The following is a 16,997-nucleotide window of genomic DNA, read 5'->3' as shown; positions in this document are numbered from 1 at the left end:
ACAACGTTCAACTACTTTGCGGGCTGATTCGTTCCCAGCTCGTACGTCACGGCCTGCGCGACCCAGCGGGCGCAGTCGCCGGCGGTGACCGTGCCGTCGCGCGTGACGACCTGTACGGCGAGCCCGTCGAGCAGGGCGGTCAGCCGCCACGCAGCGCCGTACGGGTCGGGGCAGCGGAACCGGCCCGCCGCGACGCCCTCGGTGATCAGCGCGACCACCGCGTCCCGCCATCGCCGGTCGAGGCGCTGCAGCACCGCGCGCAGCCGCTCGTCACGCATCGCCGCGGCGCCCGCCTCGATCCAGAGCCGCCAGTCGCCGGAGCCGGTGGGGCCGTAGAGCGCCAGGACGGCACGCAGGCGGGTTTCGACCGGGCCGGTGCGGTCCAGCTCGTCGCGCAGGGCGGCCAGCTGCGTCTCGGCGGCGTGCCGGAAGGCTTCGATGACCAGCGCTTCCAGGGTGCCGAAGTGGTAGAAGACCAAGGCCGTGCTGACGTCGAGGGCCTTGGCGACGTCGGCGGCCCGCACGCCGGCGATGCCCCGCGCGCGGATCTGCCCGAGCGCGGCGAGCACGATCTCCTCCCGCCGGACCGCCACCGCCTTGCGCGTCATGGCGACACCGTACCGGCCGCGGGTCAGCGCAGTTCGGTGACGAGCGCCCGCAGCCACGGCCCGGCGATCGCGGGCTCGCCGGAGATCGTCCGCACGAGCCGGTCCCGTACCGCGGCGGACCGTCCGGCGTCGACGAGCGCGAACGCTTCGGCCAGTGCCCGCCGGACCGGCTTGCCGTGGCCGGGGACCGTGACGGTCTCGTCGGTCCACCGCTGCCGCGGAAACGACGGCGTCACCTTCGGCTGGTCGTCGGCGAAGTAGTACCAGACGTCGCGGGCGAGCGACACGTTGCGGACGGCGGAGGCGGGCAGCTCCCGCGTCCAGGCGACGTCCTCCTGCCAGCGCCAGGCGCCGGGCCGGGTGGGCTGGCGGAGCGTGACGCCGAGGAACCGCAGCTTGCGCCGGATCACCTGCCACGCCTCGCGTTCGTCGTCGATCCACTGCCGGAGCTGGTAGTACAGCTCGGTGAAGGTGTCGCCTTCGAAGACGAGGTCGACGAAGACGGTGGACCGGGTCCCGCGGGCGAGCGAGTGGGGCGTGATTCCGCCTTCGGCGAGGTGCTCGCGCAGCAACCGGGTCTCGCGGCGGCCGAACGCCTCGCGCGGCTTGAGGGAGAGCGGGAGCCGGTGTAGGCGGTCGTGCCAGGAGGTGCGTTCGAGAGCGCCGCCGAGCAGGTCGTGCATGCTGTCGAGCGAGCGGCCGACGAAGTGGAGTTCCCCGTCCCCGCAGCGGGCCAGCACCTTGGCGGCGCAGACGGTGAGGTCGGGCAGGAACCACAGGCGTGGTGGGGGCGTGCGGTCGAGGAGCGTCCCGACCTGGTCGGGACGCACCAGGTCCCAACGGAAGGGCCGGATCGTCATGCGGTGAGGGTAGGGGCGGCCAAGTGTTGGGGGCAAAGGGTTTTCGGAGCGGCCGCGCGCGAGCGCGCCGAGTCCATTGTGGAGCGACGGCGCCGGGGGGACCCGGCGCCGTCGCCGAAAGCTCCTTACGCCTTCCACTCGGGGTCGCGGCCCAGGTACCGCAGCAGCTCCGACACCACGTCGTCGCCCGCTTCGCCGTCCAGCGCCGGTGCGTACGCGAAGCCGCGCAACGGCGGCGTCAGCTCCTTCGCCGCCGGCAGCAGGGCCTCGGCCAGCTCCGCGGTCAGCGGGGACGCCTGACCCGTCGCGACCGCGATGTCCCACGCGTGCACCGCCGCGTCCAACGCCGCCGCGGCCACCGCCGTCGCCGCCGGGAGGGGTCCCTGCGGCAACGGCGTCGGAACCGCCGTCGCCTCGCGGGACACCGTCGCGAACGCCGCCGCCGCGGCGGCCAGCTTCGGCTCCAGGAAACTCGCCGTGTCCGCCGGCTCGCCCGACGGGGCGAACGGGTTGAAGTCCGGGCCCGCCTGGCCGGTGATCGACGCCGCGTACGCCAGCTGGTCGCCGCCCGCGTGGTGGATCACCTGGGTCACCGTCCAGTCCGCGCACGGCGTCGGCAGCGTCCCGTCCGTCACCCCCGCGACCGCCGTGCGCAGGGCCTCGTGCGCCGACGCCAGCAGCGGCCACGGGCGGACCAGCCCGGCGAAGAACCGGCGGATGTCGGGCACCAGGACCTCCGGGGCCTCGTGCGCCGCGTAGTGGCCGGCCGCGTCGCGGGGACCGCCGCTGCCCGGCCGGACGTCGTAGGCGTGCCAGCTGACGATGTTGGCGTGGTCGCGCTCGGCGAACCGGCGGATCGACTGGAAGTCGCCCGCGAACATCGCCAGGGCGGTCGGCACCGTCGTCGGGCCCTCCGGGTGCGACGCCGTGTGCGCTTCCTCGAAGTAGAAGCGGATCGACGAGCCGCCCGTGCCGGTCAGCCAGTACAGCGCCACGTTGGCGACGACGAACTCCGCGTCGAGGTGCTCGCCGAACAGCTGCGCGTTCCACGCCAGCAACGCCAGCGGCGAGTCGGCCAGCGCGAAGGCCAGCGTGTGCGGCTGCTGGCTGTGCAGCTGGTTGAAGGAGAACATGTTCTCGTAAAACCACTGGAGGTGGGCGAGCGCGGCCTGGTCGGCCTCGCTCAGGTCCGCCAGCTCCGCCGGGTCGCCGGAGGGGAACGAGAACAGCTGCGTGACGTGCACGCCGAGGACCTTCTCCGGCGCCAGCCTGCCGATCTCCGGCGAGATCATCGACCCGGCGTCGTTGCCGACGGCGCCGTACGACTCGTAACCCAGCCGGTCCATCAGCTCCGCCCACGCCCGCGCGGTGCGGTAGCGGTCCCAGCCCGCCGAGCGGACCGGGCCCGAGAAGCCGAAGCCCGGCAGTGACGGGATCACCAGGTGGAACGCCGGCGCGTCCGGCGACTCCGGTTCGGTGAGCGGGCCGATGACGTCGAGGTACTCGACGACCGAGCCCGGCCAGCCGTGCGTCAGCACCAGCGGCGTCGCGCCGGCGCGGGAGGACCGGACGTGCAGGAAGTGGATCGTCTCGCCGTCGATCTCGGTGACGAACTGCGGGTACGCGTTCAGCCGCGCCTCGAACGCCCGCCAGTCGAACTCCGTCAGCCAGTACTCGGCCAGCGTGCGGACCCGCTCGTTCGTGACGCCGTATTCGGCGGGCAGGTCGTCCGGCCAGAGCGCCCGGCGCAGCCGCGCCTGCAGGTCGTCCAGGGCGGACTGCGGGATCTCGGCGCGGAAGGGGCGAAGGGCGGGGACCGTCATGACTGGCTCCTCGTGATGATGGAACGGAATGCTTCGTTCCGAACTGTAGCAGAGCGGAATGATCCGTTCCAGTGTTACTCTCGGCGCATGCCCGAGACCGCCCTGCCGGGCCGCCGCGCCCAGGCCGCCCGCAACGACTCCGTCATCCTCGACGCCGCCCGCCAGGTCTTCCTCCGCGATCCGAAAGCGCCGATCTCCCAGGTCGCCGAGCGCGCGGGGGTCGGCATCAGCGCCCTCTACCGGCGCTACCCCAGCAAAGAGGCGCTGCTCAGCCGGCTCTGCCACGACGGCCTGCGCCGCTACATCGCCGAAGCCGAGGCGGCCGCCGAGGAGCCCGACGGCTGGAAGGCGCTCACGGAGTTCCTCGGCCGGGTGGTGGACGCCGACGTGCACTCGCTGACCGTCCACCTCGCCGGCACGTTCACCCCGACCGCCGAGATGGGCGACGACGCGCGGCGGGCGGGTGAGCTGTCGGCGCGCCTGGTCGAGCGGGCGCGCGAGACCGGGCGGCTGCGCCACGACGCCGTCACCGAGGACCTCGGCATGATCCTCGAGTGCTGCGCGGCGATCCGCGTCGACGACCCGGACCGCACCGCCGAGCTGCGCCGCCGGTACCTGGCGATGCTCGTCGGCGGGCTGGCGGCGGGCGAGGGGCCGGACCTGCCGGGCCCGCCGCCGCGGCCCGGTGAGATGAACGGCCGCTGGCGTCCGTCCTGACGGCGGTGCGCGGCGACGTCCGGATGGCGGTAACGAATTCCGGGAGTGCGACGACTGATCAGCGTCGGATGTCCACAAAGACCGTGCAGTACCCGTCAGAGCGGCATTCCCCGGACCGGAACAGCGAGATCACGACTATGCAACGAAGCTGGCGACGGACCACGATTCTGTCTGCGGTGGCCGCACTGGCCACGGCGTTCATCGCGATGGCACCCGCCGCGCAGGCGGTGCCGCCGTCCAGTTCGGTCGAAATCAGTCCCACCACCCTGCTTCCGGGACAGACTTTCACCGTCTCCGAAACCATTTACAACGACCGCGATTTCACGGTGTCGTATGCGAAGGCCGCCATTTACGGCTCGCCGACGCCGATCACCGACATCGCCGACCTCGTGTCCTGCACCGGCGTGACGGAGCTCGGCTGCTTCCAGGCCGGCAGCAGCTACCGCGCGCCCTTCGGCAACCTCGAGCCGGGCGGCACCCGGACGGCGGTGTTCACCTTGCGGGTCAAGGACACCGCGACGCCGGGCCAGTTCACGCTGCAGCACCAGTTCGTCGGCGACAACTACGCCTTCGAGATCCTCGGCGGGCCGCTGGTCACGATCGCGAACCCGGCGACCAACGCCGACGTCAAGGTGGCGCTGGCCGCGTCCGGGCACGGCGGGCTGAACGCGCGGATCGACTACACGCTGACCGTGACGAACGACGGCCCGTCCGCGGCGAGCGGAATCCGGGTCGTGGCAACGTATCCGCCGGGGCTGTCGTTCGCCGGCGGGACGGGATGTGCCACTGCCGGTACCACGCGGACGCTGAACTGCGACGTCGCTTCGCTGGCTTCGGGTGCTTCGACGACCGCGAAGTTCTCGCTCAACGGCGGCCTGCTGGCCCTCGGTTCCTACGCCACCACCGTGCAGCGCACGGCGAGTTCGCCGGCGGATCCCAACGCCGCGAACGACAGCGCCGCCAAGACGTGCTCGGCGCTCACCGGGCTCATCGTGACCTGCTGAAGGTCCGCGAAGAGGTGAACCGGGCTCGTGTCCTCCGCCAGGGACGCGGGCCCGGTCCGCGTTTTCAGCCGGTGACCGAGGCGTACAGCTTCGCGATGTCGTCGTCGAAGTAGGGACTGTAGGAGACGTCCGGGGTGTCGCCGCCGAGCTGGTAGCCGCCGATGACGCCGATGACCTCGCCGCCGGTCACCCACGGGCCGCCGCTGGTGCCGTCCGGGAAACCGGGGCACGCCACGCGCTGCTGGTAGGGGGCGGACCGGGTCGTGGTGCCGGTGCAGACGACCGGGGAATCGGTCGTGTCGGGGTAGCCCGTGAGGGTGATCCGGTGCTCGAATCCGCGGTTCACGCCGAGCGTGTTCGCGCCGGTGAGGCTTTCCAGCGACGCCGTCGTGCCGGGCTGCCGGACGGTCAGGAACGCGAAATCGAGATCCGGGTCGGCCGAGGCGGTCCAGCCGCTCGCGACGGCGACGGCGGTGACGGTCCACATTCCTGCCGGCGCGATTCCGTCGTGATATCCCGGGGCGAAGGACATTCCGTCCCGGACGCAGTGCGCGGCCGTCAGTACCAGGTCGCCGCCGGGTGAATGGACGACACTCGCGGTGCAGAAATGGCTTCCGTTCGCGAACAGCGCGCCGACCGGGGAAACGGTTTTCGCCGGAGCCAAGGCGGGCGCCGGTGCCGGGGAGGAAGCCAGGTCCGGGGAAGACTGCGGGACGGCGGAAGCGGCCGGGGCCGGGGAAGACTGCGCGGCCGGGGAAGACTGCGCGGCCGCGGTGGCGGCCGGAGCCGGCGCGGTGGTGGTGGCCGGGACGCCCTCGGCGTAGGCGTCGTCGGCGGTCGTGCCCGTGCCGGCGACCAGGCCGGCGCCCAGCGCCAGCACGGTCGCCCCGGCCGCGAACGCGGACCTCAGGAACTTGATCGCCACCCGTCCAGATCACCACAGCGGCGGCGATCCGGCAGCACGGGAACGCCGATCCACAGTGACTTCACAGAGCCTGTGAGTCACCGATGAGGCGGCCGGGTGACGGCGGGCGCCGTTCCGGGCCCGGTCGTGACCTGGCAGGGTGAGTGGCATGACGTCACACCGGCCGGAGATGGTCTTCCGCGGCCGTCGCATGCCCGGCGACCGCGCGCTGGTCATGGCCATCGTCAACCGCACCCCCGACTCGTTCTACGACAAGGGCGCGACCTTCGCCGGGCACGCCGCCCGCGACGCGGTCGACCGCGCGGTCGAGGCGGGCGCCGACATCGTGGACATCGGCGGGGTGAAGGCGGGCGAGGGCCCCGAAGTCGACGTCGACGAGGAGAGCAGGCGGGTCGTGCCGTTCGTCGCCGAGGTGCGGGAACGCCACCCGGGCCTGGTCATCAGCGTCGACACGTGGCGGCACGAGGTGGGCCGCCGGGTCTGCGAGGCCGGTGCCGACCTGCTCAACGACACCTGGGCCGGCGCCGACCCGGAGCTGGTCGAGGTCGCCGCCGAGTTCGGCGCGGGCTACGTGTGCTCGCACGTCGGAGGCATGCCGGTGCGGACCGACCCGTACCCCGCGCCGACCCCGGAGCGGCCGTTCTGGCCGCGCTACGACGACGTCGTCGCGGACGTGGTCGCGGAGCTGACCGCGGCCGCCGAGCGGACCGTCGCGGCCGGCGTACCGCGCGAAGGCATCCTCGTCGACCCGACCTTCGACTTCGGCAAGAGCACCCGCCACGGCCTGGAGCTGCTCCGGCACTTCGACCGGTTGGTGGCGACCGGCTGGCCGGTGCTCGTCGCGCTGTCGAACAAGGACCTCATCGGCGAGACCCTCGACGTCGAAGCCCACGACCGCCTCGCGGGCACCCTCGCGGCGACGGCGATCGCGGCGCACGCCGGTGCCGCGGTCTTCCGCGCCCACAACGTCCGCGAGACACGGGAAGCCGTCGAGGCGGTCGCGGGCCTGGTGTCCACTAAGGACTGAGCCGCCAGTGCGACGTCACTTCCGCGGCCCTGGCCCGGTGCAGCGGGTCGGCGGGTCGAGCGCGCGGGGGTGCAGTGGCGGCGTGTCCGCCCGCGTCACCACGCGCAGTCCCGCCGCCGCGGTCAGCCGGGCAGTTCGTCGCGCGTGCGCAGGCCGTGGTGTTCCGCGAGGTCCGGCAGCGCCAGCCACCCCTCGCCGCCCGGGTGAGGTGCCGGCGCGCATGTAGACCAGGGCAGCGGCGCGGTAGTCGACGTGGTCGTCCGGCGGTGGCGGGAGAATCCGCCGGTTCACCCGCGTCGAGTAACCGCCGGGCGGCCGGGTAGCCGCCCGCCACAGCAAGGCGGTTCCGTGGAAGAAGGCGAGGCGGTCGCCGGCGCGAGGTGCGGGGTGCGCGGGAAGTCCTGAGCGGCTGACCCAGCCGGTGCCCGCGACCATGGCGTACAAAGGACGAAGAGGTGATGCCGATGACGCCCTCGGTGGTGCGGCACGAAAAGCGGCGCCGGTGGGCGGTCGTCGCCGCCGTGGCCGTGGTGCTCGTGGCCTTGCCGTCGGTCGTCGCCGCGCTGGCGCCGGCGGGTGCGTCCGTCGACCCCGCGCGGTTGCGGGCACTGGTGCTGCAGTCCGCCGGACGGCCTTACCAGGGTTACGCCGAAAGCGCCGGCTCGCTCGCCCTGCCGGAGCTGCCGAACCTCGCGCCGGTCACCGCCTTGTTCTCGATGCGGACGCCGATGCGCGCGTGGTACGCCGGGCCCGACCGCTACCGCGTCGACATCCTCGGCACCGCCGGCGAGCACGACGTCTCCCGGCTGCCCGACGGCGAATACACCTGGGACTACGGCGACGACACGCTGACCGAGCTGATCGGCGAGCCCGCCGTCCGGCTGCCGCGCGCCGGCGACCTGCTGCCGCCCGAGCTCGCGCGCCGGATCCTCCGTGCGGCGCAGGGCGACCCGGTGACCGCGCTGCCCGGGCGGAACGTCGCCGGGGTCGCCGCGTCCGGGCTGCGGCTCGTGCCCGCCGACCCGGCCACGACGATCGGGCAGGTCGACGTCTGGGCCGATCCCGCGACCGGCCTGCCGGTGCGCGTGGAGGTGAGCGCCCGCGGGCAGCGCGCCCCGATCCTCGTCACCGAGTTCCGGCAGCTGGCGCAGACGGCCCCGGTCGTCGAGGCGCCGCGGCCGGTGCCCGGCTCGGGCTTCACCGTCGCGAGCGCGCCGGACGTCTCGGCCGTCCTCGGCGCGTTGGGCCAGGTCGAGCTGCCGCCGACGCTGGCGGGCCGCCCGGTGGTGTCCTCGGACTTCGGCGGGGTCGAGGGCGCCGCCCTCTACGGCACCGGGCTGGCCGCGTTCGCGGTGGTGGCCGTGCCCCGCGCGGTCGGGAACGCGGCGGCCGAAGCCGCCGGGAAGGCCGGCGCGGTACAGGTCAAGCTGGCCGCCGGGAGCGTGGTCCAGCTGTCGATCACGCCGTTGTCGCTGGCCATCGTCCGCTCGCCGGTCTACCGCCGCACGTACCTGCTGGCCGGGACCGTGACACCGGAAGTGCTGAAGACGGTCGCCGACGAGCTGTCCCGGCCGCGCCGGAGCGGCCGATGATCGTCACGCGCGCGCTGACCAAGCGCTACGGGACCACCGTGGCCGTCGACGCCGTCGACCTGGCCGTCCGCGAAGGCGATCGATACGGCTTCCTCGGCCCGAACGGCTCGGGCAAGACCACGCTCGTCCGGATGCTGCTCGGCCTGGTCTACGCGACCAGCGGGGAGATCGAGGTGCTGGGCAAGCCGGTGCCGAAGCGGGTCGCCGAAGTGCTGCCGGACGTCGGCGCGCTCGTCGAGGGCCCGGCCGCCTACCCGCACCTGTCCGGACGGCGGAACCTCGCGCTGCTCGACGCCGCCGGGCGCGGTGGTGGCCGGCGGACCCGGCGGCGCCGGATCGAGGAGGCCCTCGACCGGGTCGGGCTGGGCGGGGTCGACCGGCGGCCGGTGAAGGCGTACTCGCTGGGCATGCGGCAGCGCCTCGGGCTCGCCGGCGCGCTGCTGCGGCAACCCCGGCTGCTGGTCCTCGACGAGCCGACGAACGGCCTCGACCCGCAGGGCATCAAGGAGATCCGGGAGCTGCTGGCCGAGCTGAACCGGGCCGGCACCACGGTGTTCCTGTCCAGCCACCTGCTGGCCGAGGTCGAGCAGCTGTGCACGCGCGTCGGGGTCGTCGACCGCGGCCGGCTCGTGCTGGAGGAAGAGCTGGCCACGCTGCGGGCGGCGACCGGCCGGGTGCTGGTCGGCACGCCGGACGCGGCGGCGGCGGCCACGGTGCTCGACGGGCAGCTGGAGTCCCGCGACGGCGATCGCCTGGTCATCCGGCACGGCGACCCGGCGGCGCTGAACGCGCTGCTCGTCGGAGCCGGCGTGCGCGTGCGGTCGATCCAGGCCGAACAGCGGACGCTCGAACAGGTCGTCCTCGACGTGACGGGTCCGGGGTCGGACCGGTTCGGCGCGGCCGGATGATCGGCGTCGAGCTGCGGAAGCTCGCGCTGCGGCCGCGGGTGTGGGTCAGCGTGCTGCTGCTGTGCCTGCTGCCCGCGATCGTCGGCGTCTTCCTGGCGACGGCCGACTTCGCGCCGCCGCCGGGTCAGGGCGGGGCGTTCCTCTCGGCCGTGGTGAGCGACGGCGCGCTGTTCCCGGCGGCCGCGCTCGCGCTGGTGCTGCCGTTGTTCCTGCCGATCGCGGTCGCGGTGGTCGCGGGCGACGCGATCGCCGGCGAGGCGTCCGGCGGCACGCTGCGGTACCTGCTGGTGCGCCCGGTCGGCCGGACCCGGTTGCTCGGCGCGAAGCTGGTGGCGCTGGCGGTCTACGTGACGGCGGCGATCGTGATCGTCGTGCTGACGTCGCTCGTGCTCGGAGTGATCCTGTTCGGCACCGGCGGGACGCCCGGGGTCGCCGGGCCCGGCGGGCAGCCGAGCGGCGTGACGTCGCTGTCGGGGCAGTCGCTCAGCTCGTCCGCGCTGGGCCTGCGGCTGCTGGGCGCCGTCTCGTACATCGTCGTGTCGATGCTCGGGTTCGCCGCGATCACGGTGTTCCTCTCCACGCTGACCGACTCGGCGCTCGGTGCCGCGCTGGGCGGGCTGGCCGTGCTGATCACCAGCTCGGTGCTGGAGACCCTGGACGCGGCGGCGTCGGTGAAGCCGTACCTGCCGACGCACTACTGGCTGTCCTGGATCGACTTCTTCCGCGATCCGGTGCTGTGGCGCAACATCGACCACGGGCTGCTGCTGCAGGCCGGCTACATCGTCGTGTTCTTCGGGGCCGCGTGGGCGAACTTCGCGACGAAGGACGTCACGAGCTGAGGCACCCGGCCGGCGCTTCGAGTGGCGTGGTGCCGAGGGCTTGCAGGACCAGCGCGGTGACGGCGGGGTCGGTCGGCAGGTCGCCGTGCCGGGCCTGGTTGCCGGGGCAGACCTGCTGCAGGGCGACGTTGACCGCGCCGTCGAGCCGGGCCGAGTCCGGCGGGGTGACGGTCTCGTCGCGTTCGGTCCACACCGACAGCCACGGCAGGGTGGCCGGGATCGGCTCCTTCGCCAGCTCCTGCAGCAGCGAGCTGCCGGGCGCCAGCTGGCGGCACGCGACGGGGCAGGCACCCGGGTCGAGCGCGGTGCCCGCCGCGGCGAGGCCGGTGCCGTGCATCGGCGCGCCGAGCGTCACGACCCGGCGGGCCTGGTGGTCACCGCCTTCGCGGCTGACCCACAGCCGGGCGACGACACCGCCGGCGGAGTAGCCGACGACGTCGACCGAAGGCGCTCCGCGTGCGTACGCCCGTTCGACGGCTTCGGCCAGAACGCCGGCTTGCTCGAGCAGGTCGCCGGTGCCGTCGCCGGCCAGGGTGAGGACCTCGGTGCTGCGGCCGGTGGCCTGCCGGATGCGGGCGGCGAGCACGTCGAGGCCGCCCTGGCCGCCGCCGTAGCCGGGGACGAGCAGCACCGGGCCGGGCCGGCTCTGGTCGGGGACGCCGGTGCGCGGCGCGGCACTGGTCCCGGTGGTGGCGGCGACGGCCGCGACGAGCACGGTCACCACGGCGGCGCCGGCACCGCTCAGCAGCAGCCGCCGTCGCGGGCTGATGCCGCGCCACCAGGCCGTGATCCGCACGGATCCATGATGACCCCCGGCCCCGCCGCGCGGGTGTGAAGCGGTTACGAGATGCGGCGGACCGGTTCGCCGCCCAGCACGCAGTCCAGGTCGATGCGGCCGCCCGCCGCGGCGAGGACCGCGTCGATCGCCAGATCCACGTCGAGCTTGCGGCCGTGCTGGTCCGCGTACGCGCGCATCAGGTTGCCGATGTGCCGCTCCGGGTTGCGCCACGACGGCCAGCGCAGCGACGCCTGGTGCGCCAGCTTCGTGAAGTCCCGCTGGCGCGCGGTCATCTCCAGCAGCCACTCCAGGTAGACGCGCATCGCGTGCAGTGCGCTGTGGCCGGGGGTCGCCACCGGGCCGTGGCCGGGCACGACCGTGCGCGGGCGGAAGGTGTCCTGCAGCCAGTCGAGCGTGTCGAGCCAGCCGGGGACCGAGCCGTGCACCGCCAGCGGCGTGTCGCCGATGGACACCAGGTCGCCGGTGAACAGCGTGCCCGAGCGCGGCTCGTGCACCACCAGGTCGCCCGCGGTGTGCGCGACGCCGGGCACCGCCACCACGTCGGCGACCGCGTCGCCGAGGTCCAGCCGCCGCCACCCCGGCACCGCGCGGACCGCCGACGGTTCCGGCGGCTCCAGCACGCCCCACTGGGTGTAGGTGAAGACGTTGCCGTAGGTCTGCGGGCCGGCCTTGACCAGCTCGACGCTGCCGGGCGCGGCCAGCGCCGTCCCGCCGTCGCGCAGCGCGACCCCGACGCCGTTGTGGTGCTCGCCGTGCGCGTGCGTGACGACGACCGTCAGCTCCTGCTCGCCCGCGTACTTGCGGACGTCGCGCACCAGCTCCAGCGTCGCCTGCTCGGTGCCGCAGGTGTCGACCAGGACCACGCCCTCGCTGCCCTGGATCCAGCCGCAGTTCGAGACGAACCACTCCGCCGGGCTCTTCACGTACGCGACCACTCCCGGGCGCGCGTGCCGCAGCGGGACGATGTTCGATCTGACGGCAGGCATGGTTCCTCCCCTGAACTGACGCACCGTTAACGACGGGGGCGCGGGCAGGTTGCGCGTTTCCCGGCGGCACCCGGCACATTTTTCGATCACACGACCGAAAACGATCTTCCGATCCGCTGAGCGGTACGGGTCTTGACAGCCGAACCCGGACGTCCATACTGGTATATACCTTTATGGGAGGGTCCGGGTGAATCGAGGGGGCTTCGCGTACGCGGGCCGACGGAAGGTCTGAGGGGTCCTTCCGTCGGCCGCGCGAAGCCCCGGTTCCGGCCCCCGGTCACGGGCAGTGTTGACACAGATACTGGTACGCACCAGTCTGTCTCCTGGCCGGGAGGAGAACTATGGCGGGGGCACACGTCCGGATCGACAACCGGCTGATCCACGGGCAGGTCACGGTCGCGTGGACCCGGCGGCTCGGCGTGCGCCGGCTGCTCGTCTGCAACGACGAAGTGGCCGCCGACGACCTGCAGCGGATGCTGCTCCCGCAGGCCGCGCGCGGCCTGCCCACCGAGGTGCTGACGGTCGAGGCCACGCTGGCCGCGCCGGTGGCCGCGGACGTCATGATCCTGGCGAAGCACCCCGAAGACGCCTTCCGCCTGGTCGACGGCGGGCTGCGGCCGGAGATCGTCAACGTCGGCAACGTCGCGCCCCGGCCGGGCACCGCCTACACGATGGTCACGCGCTCGATCGCGGTCACCGCGGACGAGGCCGACGGCTACCGCAAGCTCGCGGCGGCGGGCGTCCCGCTCGTCACGCAGCTGATGCCCCAGGACAAACCCGCGGAATTCGTTCCCCTGCTCGACCGGAAAGGGCTGTAGCCGGAGCATGCTCGTCGCGTTGGCCCTGACCCTCTGGGCGATCTACTGCACCTACGACGGGCTCGGCCCGTTCCTCATCTACGCCCAGCGCCCGCTGATCGCCGGCTCGGTGGCCGGGCTGATCGTCGGGCACCCGCTGCTCGGCCTGCTGGTCGGCGCGACGCTGGAGCTGGCCTCGCTCGGCGTCTACACCTACGGCGGCGCGACCATCCCGGACTACCAGACCGGCGCGATCGTCGGCACCGCGCTGGCCGCCGGTGCCGCCGGCGAACCGGCCGCGCAGGCGGCGATCGGGATCGGCGTCGGGCTGCCGGCGGCGATCCTGCTGTCCACGCTGGACCCGGTCGGCAAGATCATCACCACCGCGCTGGTGCACCGGGCCGACGGCTACGCCGCCGAAGGCAATGCGCGCGGCCTGGCCGCGATCCACTGGATCAGCCTGGTGCCGTGGGTCGCGGTGCGCGCGATCCCGACGTTCCTCGCCGCGCTCGCCGCGTCCGGCGGGCTGGTCAAGGACATCACCGCGAGCATCCCGGCCGGGTTCGTGCACGGCATGACGCTCGCCGGCGCGCTGCTGCCCGCGGTCGGGTTCGCGCTGCTGCTCGGCATGATGGAGCTGTCGCGGTACTGGTACCTGCTGCTGATCGGGTTCGTCGCGTTCGCCTACCTGCACCTTCCGCTGCTCGGGATCGCGCTGGTCGGCGTCGCGGTCGCGATGCTGTACGTGACGCTCAAGCGCGACGAGCCGGCGATCGCCGTCCCGGAAAGCACCGCCGAGGAGTCCACAGTGGACTCCCGGCTGACCAAGCAGGACCTGCGGCGGGTGTTCCGCCGGTACTTCTGGGCGAGCCAGATCTCCTGGAACTACGAGCGGATGCAGGCGCTCGGGTTCGCGTACGCGATGGAACCGGCGCTGCGCCGGCTCTACCCGGACCAGGCGGGCTACGCCGCCGGCCTGCAGCGGCACCTGCAGTTCTTCAACACCTCGGTGCTCATCGGCGGCCCGCTGATCCTCGGCTCCACCGTCGCACTGGAGGAGGCGGGCACGCCGCAGTCGGCCGCGAGCACCAAGGTCGCGCTGATGGGCCCGATGGCCGGCATCGGCGACACGGTCGTCTTCGCGCTGTACAACAGCATCGTCTTCACCATGGGTGCCTCGTGGGCGCTGCAGGGCAACTGGCTCGGCCCGGCCTTCGCCGCGGTGATGGTGCTCGTGCCGTACGCGCTCGTGCGGCGCTGGCAGTTCGGCTTCGCCTACCGGGAAGGGAAACGGCTGGCCGGGCACCTCGCCGCCGGGGCGCTCGCCCGCGTCGCCCAGGGCGCGACCGTGCTCGGGTTCGTCGTGCTCGGCGGGTTCATCCCGTCGATCGTCAAGGTCGTCACCACGCTGACCTACCGGCAGACCACCACCGTCCAGGGGCAGCCGGTGACCCAGTCGGTCGCGATCCAGGACCGGCTCGACGAGCTGCTGCCGTTCCTGCTGCCGGTGCTCGTCACCGCCGGGGTCTACCTGCTCACGGTCAAGGCCCGGCTGCGGCCGGTCTGGATCATCGCCGTCGTCGTCGTGGCCGGGGTCGTCCTGGGGTGGCTCGGCTGGTTCGCGCCGGCGGCCCCGGCGAAGAGTTAGGAGTCCGCCATGTCCGTCCCGATCGTCCTGGCCGGGCACGGCCGCCTGCCCTCCGGCGTGGGGGAAGCGGCCGAAATGATCCTCGGCCCGCAGTCGCGGCTGAAGGTCTGCGAGCTGAGCCCGCGCGACAGCCCGGAGGAGTTCGGCGTCCGGCTGCTCGCGCTGCTCGGCGACGCCACCGAGGCGCTGGTGCTCGCCGACCTGCACGGCGGGTCGCCGTTCAACGCCGTCCGCGCGCTCGCGGCCACGCGCCCGGGCCTGCAGCTGGTCTCCGGGCTGAACCTGCCGATGCTGCTGGAAGTCCTGCTGCACACCACCGGCGACGTCGCCGAGCTCGCCGGGGTGGCCCGCGCCGCCGGCCGCGACGGCGTCGTCGACGTCCTGGAATCCACCTGGTGACCGCCCCGCTCCTGCTGGCCGCGCAGGACGTCCGGATCACGCCGGGACCCGGGCACCCGCTCGGCGGCTACCTGGCGCGGCACGGCGTCGCGACCGGCACGCACGACGACCTCGAGGCGTCGCTGATCTGGCTGTCCACCGAAGACGACCCCGGGGTGCTGTGGCTGGCACTGGACGCGCTCGCGGCCGACGCCGGGCTGACCCGCACGCTCGCCGACGCCGTGGCCGCGGCGGTCGGCATCGACCCGGCGCGGGTGCTGGTCTGCGCGTCGCACACGCATTCGGGGCCCGAGGGCTGGACCGGCCCGCTGCACCCGGGCCTGCCCGGGCAGCGCGACGCCGGCCTGGTCGGGCGGATGGCCGAGACGGTCGCCGGCGCCGCGCTGCGGCTGCGCGCCGGCCGCGGGCGGGTGCGGGCCCGCTGGCACGCGGGGTCGACCGAAGCCGTCGGCAGCAACCGCTACCGGCCGGACGGGCCGCACGACCCGTCGTTCGGCGTGCTGGAGCTGCGCCGCGACGACGGCACCCCGGCGGCGCTGCTGTTCGACTACGCCAGCCACCCGACCGTGCTCGGCCCCGACAACCTGGCCTGGTCGGCGGACTGGCCGGGCGCGACCCGCCGCGAGCTGGCGGCGCTGATCGGGCAGCCGGTCGCGGCGTTCCTGCAGGGCGCGGCGGGTGACGCGAGCTCCCGGTTCGTCCGGCGCGGCCGCGGCCACGACGAGGTCCGCACGCTCGGCGGCCACCTGGCGACGTCGATCGCGCGCACGCTGGCGGCGGCCCCGGCCACGGCCGAAACCGGCCCGGTCCGGCTCTCGCGGTCGGCGCTGCACCTGCCCTACCGGGACGTGCCGTCGCTCGAGGACAGCCTGGAGCTGCGACAGACGGCCGAGCGCGAGTGGCAGCGCGAGCTGGCTTGCCACGGCGAGGACCACCCGGCCGTCCGGATCGCGCAGACCCGCTACGAAGGCTGCGCGATGCTCGCGGCGATGGCGGCCACCGACCGGCCGACGGGCTGCGCGGAGGTGCCCGTCAGCGTCGTGTCGCTGGGGGAGATCGCGTGGCTGCACACGCCGTTCGAGCTGTTCGCGTCACTGGGGCTGCGGATCCGCCGGGGCAGCCCGTTCCGGCACACGCGGGTGATCGGCTACACCGACGGCTACCTCGGGTACCTGCCGGACGCCGACGGGCACCGCGAGCGGGTGTACGAATCGTACGTGACGCTCTTCGGCCCCGACGCCGCCGACGTGCTGGTGGAGCACTGCCTGAAGCTGCTCCGGAAGCACCACGTCAGCGCGGGTTCCGGCGCGCCTGCGTGAAGACGGTGTAGCGGTCCGCGCGGTAGAGGGACCGGCCCGCCTCGATGACGCCGCCGCTCTGGTCGTGGAGGGTGCCTTCGATGATCAGGCAGGGCTGGCTGGTCTCGATGCCGAGCAGGGCGGCGTCGCCGGCGTCGGGCAGGACGGCGGAGATCGCGGTGTCGTTCCACTCGGCGTGCACGCCCCAGCGTTCCTCGATGGTGCGGTGCAGCGACTGCGTCTCCCAGTCGAACAGCTCGATGCCGGGGAACCGGTCGACGGAGAGGTTGGTGCGCTCGACGGCGAAGGGCTCGTCGTCGACGTAGCGCAGCCGTTCCAGCCGGAAGACGCGGGCGCCGGGAGGCACGTTGAGCCGCCCGGCCAGCCGCGCGCCGGCGCGCTCGACCTCGGCGTGCAGGACCTTCGTCTTGGGGACGACGCCGCGGGCCTCCATGTCCTCGGTGAAGGAGGTCAGCATGTCGATGTGCGCGGCCTGGCGCTCGGCGGTGAAGGTGGCGGTGCCGTGCCGCCGGTAGAGGACACCGTCGGCGACCAGGCGGTTCACCTCCTGGCGCACGGTCCCGCGAGCGACCCCGAAGTGCTCGGCGAGAAACCGCTCGGACGGCATGAGCCGTCCGGGACCGGCCTCGACGGCGGCGGTTTCGAGGATCTCCCGGAGCTGGTCGCCTTTGGGCCGCCCGGGCTGCAGAGCGTCCGGAAGCCGGAGATCGCTCGCGGCGACGTGTTTCGGGCGGGGCATGGGACAA

General features: G+C 73.6%; 17 protein-coding genes. 10 read left to right on the top strand and 7 right to left on the bottom strand.

What is annotated here, in order from left to right; all coding sequences use genetic code 11:
• Nucleotides 1-11: 11 nt before the first annotated feature.
• From BT341_RS41835 to BT341_RS41825, 3 genes are all read right to left on the bottom strand, one after another.
• Entirely contained in the window at nt 12-608 is a 597-nt protein-coding gene (locus BT341_RS41835) for a TetR/AcrR family transcriptional regulator (protein ID WP_072481466.1), read from the bottom strand.
• 23 nt (nt 609-631) lie between these two features.
• The gene (locus BT341_RS41830; RefSeq protein ID WP_218177826.1) at nt 632-1,468 is read right to left on the bottom strand and encodes a hypothetical protein; all 837 of its coding nucleotides are present in this window, start codon (nt 1,466-1,468) and stop codon (nt 632-634) included.
• A 125-nt stretch (nt 1,469-1,593) separates the two neighbouring features.
• Nucleotides 1,594-3,291 (bottom strand): TIGR03086 family metal-binding protein, encoded by a 1,698-nt coding sequence (locus BT341_RS41825; RefSeq protein WP_072481465.1) that lies wholly within the window; start codon nt 3,289-3,291, stop codon nt 1,594-1,596.
• Nucleotides 3,292-3,378: 87 nt separating this feature from the next.
• Here BT341_RS41825 and BT341_RS41820 point away from each other — a divergent pair, with 87 nt between their 5' ends.
• Both BT341_RS41820 and BT341_RS41815 read left to right on the top strand, forming a co-directional pair.
• Complete coding sequence (locus BT341_RS41820; RefSeq protein ID WP_072481464.1) at nt 3,379-4,008, top strand: TetR/AcrR family transcriptional regulator; 630 nt, start codon at nt 3,379-3,381, stop codon at nt 4,006-4,008.
• A 176-nt stretch (nt 4,009-4,184) separates the two neighbouring features.
• Complete coding sequence (locus BT341_RS41815) at nt 4,185-5,012, top strand: COG1361 family protein (protein ID WP_072481463.1); 828 nt, start codon at nt 4,185-4,187, stop codon at nt 5,010-5,012.
• 64 nt (nt 5,013-5,076) lie between these two features.
• Here the strand turns inward: BT341_RS41815 and BT341_RS41810 are convergent, their stop codons facing one another.
• Complete coding sequence (locus BT341_RS41810; RefSeq protein WP_072481462.1) at nt 5,077-5,937, bottom strand: trypsin-like serine peptidase; 861 nt, start codon at nt 5,935-5,937, stop codon at nt 5,077-5,079.
• A 148-nt stretch (nt 5,938-6,085) separates the two neighbouring features.
• Here BT341_RS41810 and folP point away from each other — a divergent pair, with 148 nt between their 5' ends.
• From folP to BT341_RS41785, 4 genes are all read left to right on the top strand, one after another.
• Nucleotides 6,086-6,964, top strand: a complete 879-nt coding sequence (gene folP / locus BT341_RS41805) for a dihydropteroate synthase (protein ID WP_072481461.1) — start codon at nt 6,086-6,088, stop codon at nt 6,962-6,964.
• Between the two features lie 464 nt (nt 6,965-7,428).
• Nucleotides 7,429-8,556: a hypothetical protein gene (locus BT341_RS41795; protein ID WP_072482473.1), complete on the top strand. Its 1,128-nt coding sequence runs from the start codon at nt 7,429-7,431 to the stop codon at nt 8,554-8,556.
• Nucleotides 8,553-9,464 carry an ABC transporter ATP-binding protein gene (locus BT341_RS41790; protein ID WP_072481460.1) on the top strand — a complete coding sequence of 304 codons (912 nt, stop codon included), beginning with the start codon at nt 8,553-8,555 and terminating at the stop codon, nt 9,462-9,464. Before BT341_RS41795 ends, BT341_RS41790 begins: the two co-directional genes overlap by 4 nt.
• Nucleotides 9,461-10,303 (top strand): ABC transporter permease, encoded by an 843-nt coding sequence (locus tag BT341_RS41785; protein ID WP_072481459.1) that lies wholly within the window; start codon nt 9,461-9,463, stop codon nt 10,301-10,303. Before BT341_RS41790 ends, BT341_RS41785 begins: the two co-directional genes overlap by 4 nt.
• On the opposite strand, the gene BT341_RS41780 is transcribed toward BT341_RS41785, so the two are convergent.
• Entirely contained in the window at nt 10,293-11,099 is an 807-nt protein-coding gene (locus BT341_RS41780; protein ID WP_245805279.1) for a lipase family alpha/beta hydrolase, read from the bottom strand. The genes BT341_RS41785 and BT341_RS41780 overlap by 11 nt on opposite strands.
• A gap of 44 nt (nt 11,100-11,143) precedes the next feature.
• The gene (locus tag BT341_RS41775) at nt 11,144-12,088 is read right to left on the bottom strand and encodes an MBL fold metallo-hydrolase (protein ID WP_072481458.1); all 945 of its coding nucleotides are present in this window, start codon (nt 12,086-12,088) and stop codon (nt 11,144-11,146) included.
• 341 nt (nt 12,089-12,429) lie between these two features.
• On the opposite strand from BT341_RS41775, the gene BT341_RS41770 reads away from it, so the two are divergent.
• The 4 genes from BT341_RS41770 to BT341_RS41755 are packed head-to-tail and all read left to right on the top strand — an operon-like array spanning nt 12,430 to nt 16,251.
• Entirely contained in the window at nt 12,430-12,906 is a 477-nt protein-coding gene (locus tag BT341_RS41770) for a PTS sugar transporter subunit IIB (protein ID WP_072481457.1), read from the top strand.
• Nucleotides 12,907-12,925: 19 nt separating this feature from the next.
• The gene (locus BT341_RS41765; protein ID WP_245805278.1) at nt 12,926-14,533 is read left to right on the top strand and encodes a PTS system mannose/fructose/sorbose family transporter subunit IID; all 1,608 of its coding nucleotides are present in this window, start codon (nt 12,926-12,928) and stop codon (nt 14,531-14,533) included.
• Between the two features lie 9 nt (nt 14,534-14,542).
• On the top strand, nt 14,543-14,932 hold the full coding sequence (locus tag BT341_RS41760) for a PTS sugar transporter subunit IIA (protein ID WP_072481455.1): 390 nt from the start codon (nt 14,543-14,545) through the stop codon (nt 14,930-14,932).
• On the top strand, nt 14,929-16,251 hold the full coding sequence (locus BT341_RS41755) for a hypothetical protein (protein WP_072481454.1): 1,323 nt from the start codon (nt 14,929-14,931) through the stop codon (nt 16,249-16,251). The genes BT341_RS41760 and BT341_RS41755 overlap by 4 nt, the downstream gene beginning before the upstream one ends.
• Here BT341_RS41755 and BT341_RS41750 read toward each other — a convergent pair.
• On the bottom strand, nt 16,223-16,990 hold the full coding sequence (locus tag BT341_RS41750; RefSeq protein ID WP_072481453.1) for a GntR family transcriptional regulator: 768 nt from the start codon (nt 16,988-16,990) through the stop codon (nt 16,223-16,225). The genes BT341_RS41755 and BT341_RS41750 overlap by 29 nt on opposite strands.
• Nucleotides 16,991-16,997: the final 7 nt, after the last annotated feature.

The sequence above is a fragment of the Amycolatopsis australiensis genome (assembly GCF_900119165.1).
Taxonomy (GTDB): domain Bacteria; phylum Actinomycetota; class Actinomycetes; order Mycobacteriales; family Pseudonocardiaceae; genus Amycolatopsis; species Amycolatopsis australiensis.
Note: the sequence above shows the minus strand (reverse complement) of the source record. Positions and strands in the feature narration are given on the sequence as shown.

What these genes read in the sequence shown, in the direction of transcription:
- BT341_RS41835 (WP_072481466.1), bottom strand. Translation starts at nt 608, where the DNA reads ATGACGCGCAAGGCGGTGGCGGTCCGGCGGGAGGAGATCGTGCTCGCC.
- BT341_RS41830 (WP_218177826.1), bottom strand. Translation starts at nt 1,468, where the DNA reads ATGACGATCCGGCCCTTCCGTTGGGACCTGGTGCGTCCCGACCAGGTC.
- BT341_RS41825 (WP_072481465.1), bottom strand. Translation starts at nt 3,291, where the DNA reads ATGACGGTCCCCGCCCTTCGCCCCTTCCGCGCCGAGATCCCGCAGTCC.
- BT341_RS41820 (WP_072481464.1), top strand. Translation starts at nt 3,379, where the DNA reads ATGCCCGAGACCGCCCTGCCGGGCCGCCGCGCCCAGGCCGCCCGCAAC.
- folP (WP_072481461.1), top strand. Translation starts at nt 6,086, where the DNA reads ATGACGTCACACCGGCCGGAGATGGTCTTCCGCGGCCGTCGCATGCCC.
- BT341_RS41795 (WP_072482473.1), top strand. Translation starts at nt 7,429, where the DNA reads ATGACGCCCTCGGTGGTGCGGCACGAAAAGCGGCGCCGGTGGGCGGTC.
- BT341_RS41790 (WP_072481460.1), top strand. Translation starts at nt 8,553, where the DNA reads ATGATCGTCACGCGCGCGCTGACCAAGCGCTACGGGACCACCGTGGCC.
- BT341_RS41785 (WP_072481459.1), top strand. Translation starts at nt 9,461, where the DNA reads ATGATCGGCGTCGAGCTGCGGAAGCTCGCGCTGCGGCCGCGGGTGTGG.
- BT341_RS41775 (WP_072481458.1), bottom strand. Translation starts at nt 12,088, where the DNA reads ATGCCTGCCGTCAGATCGAACATCGTCCCGCTGCGGCACGCGCGCCCG.
- BT341_RS41770 (WP_072481457.1), top strand. Translation starts at nt 12,430, where the DNA reads ATGGCGGGGGCACACGTCCGGATCGACAACCGGCTGATCCACGGGCAG.
- BT341_RS41760 (WP_072481455.1), top strand. Translation starts at nt 14,543, where the DNA reads ATGTCCGTCCCGATCGTCCTGGCCGGGCACGGCCGCCTGCCCTCCGGC.
- BT341_RS41750 (WP_072481453.1), bottom strand. Translation starts at nt 16,990, where the DNA reads ATGCCCCGCCCGAAACACGTCGCCGCGAGCGATCTCCGGCTTCCGGAC.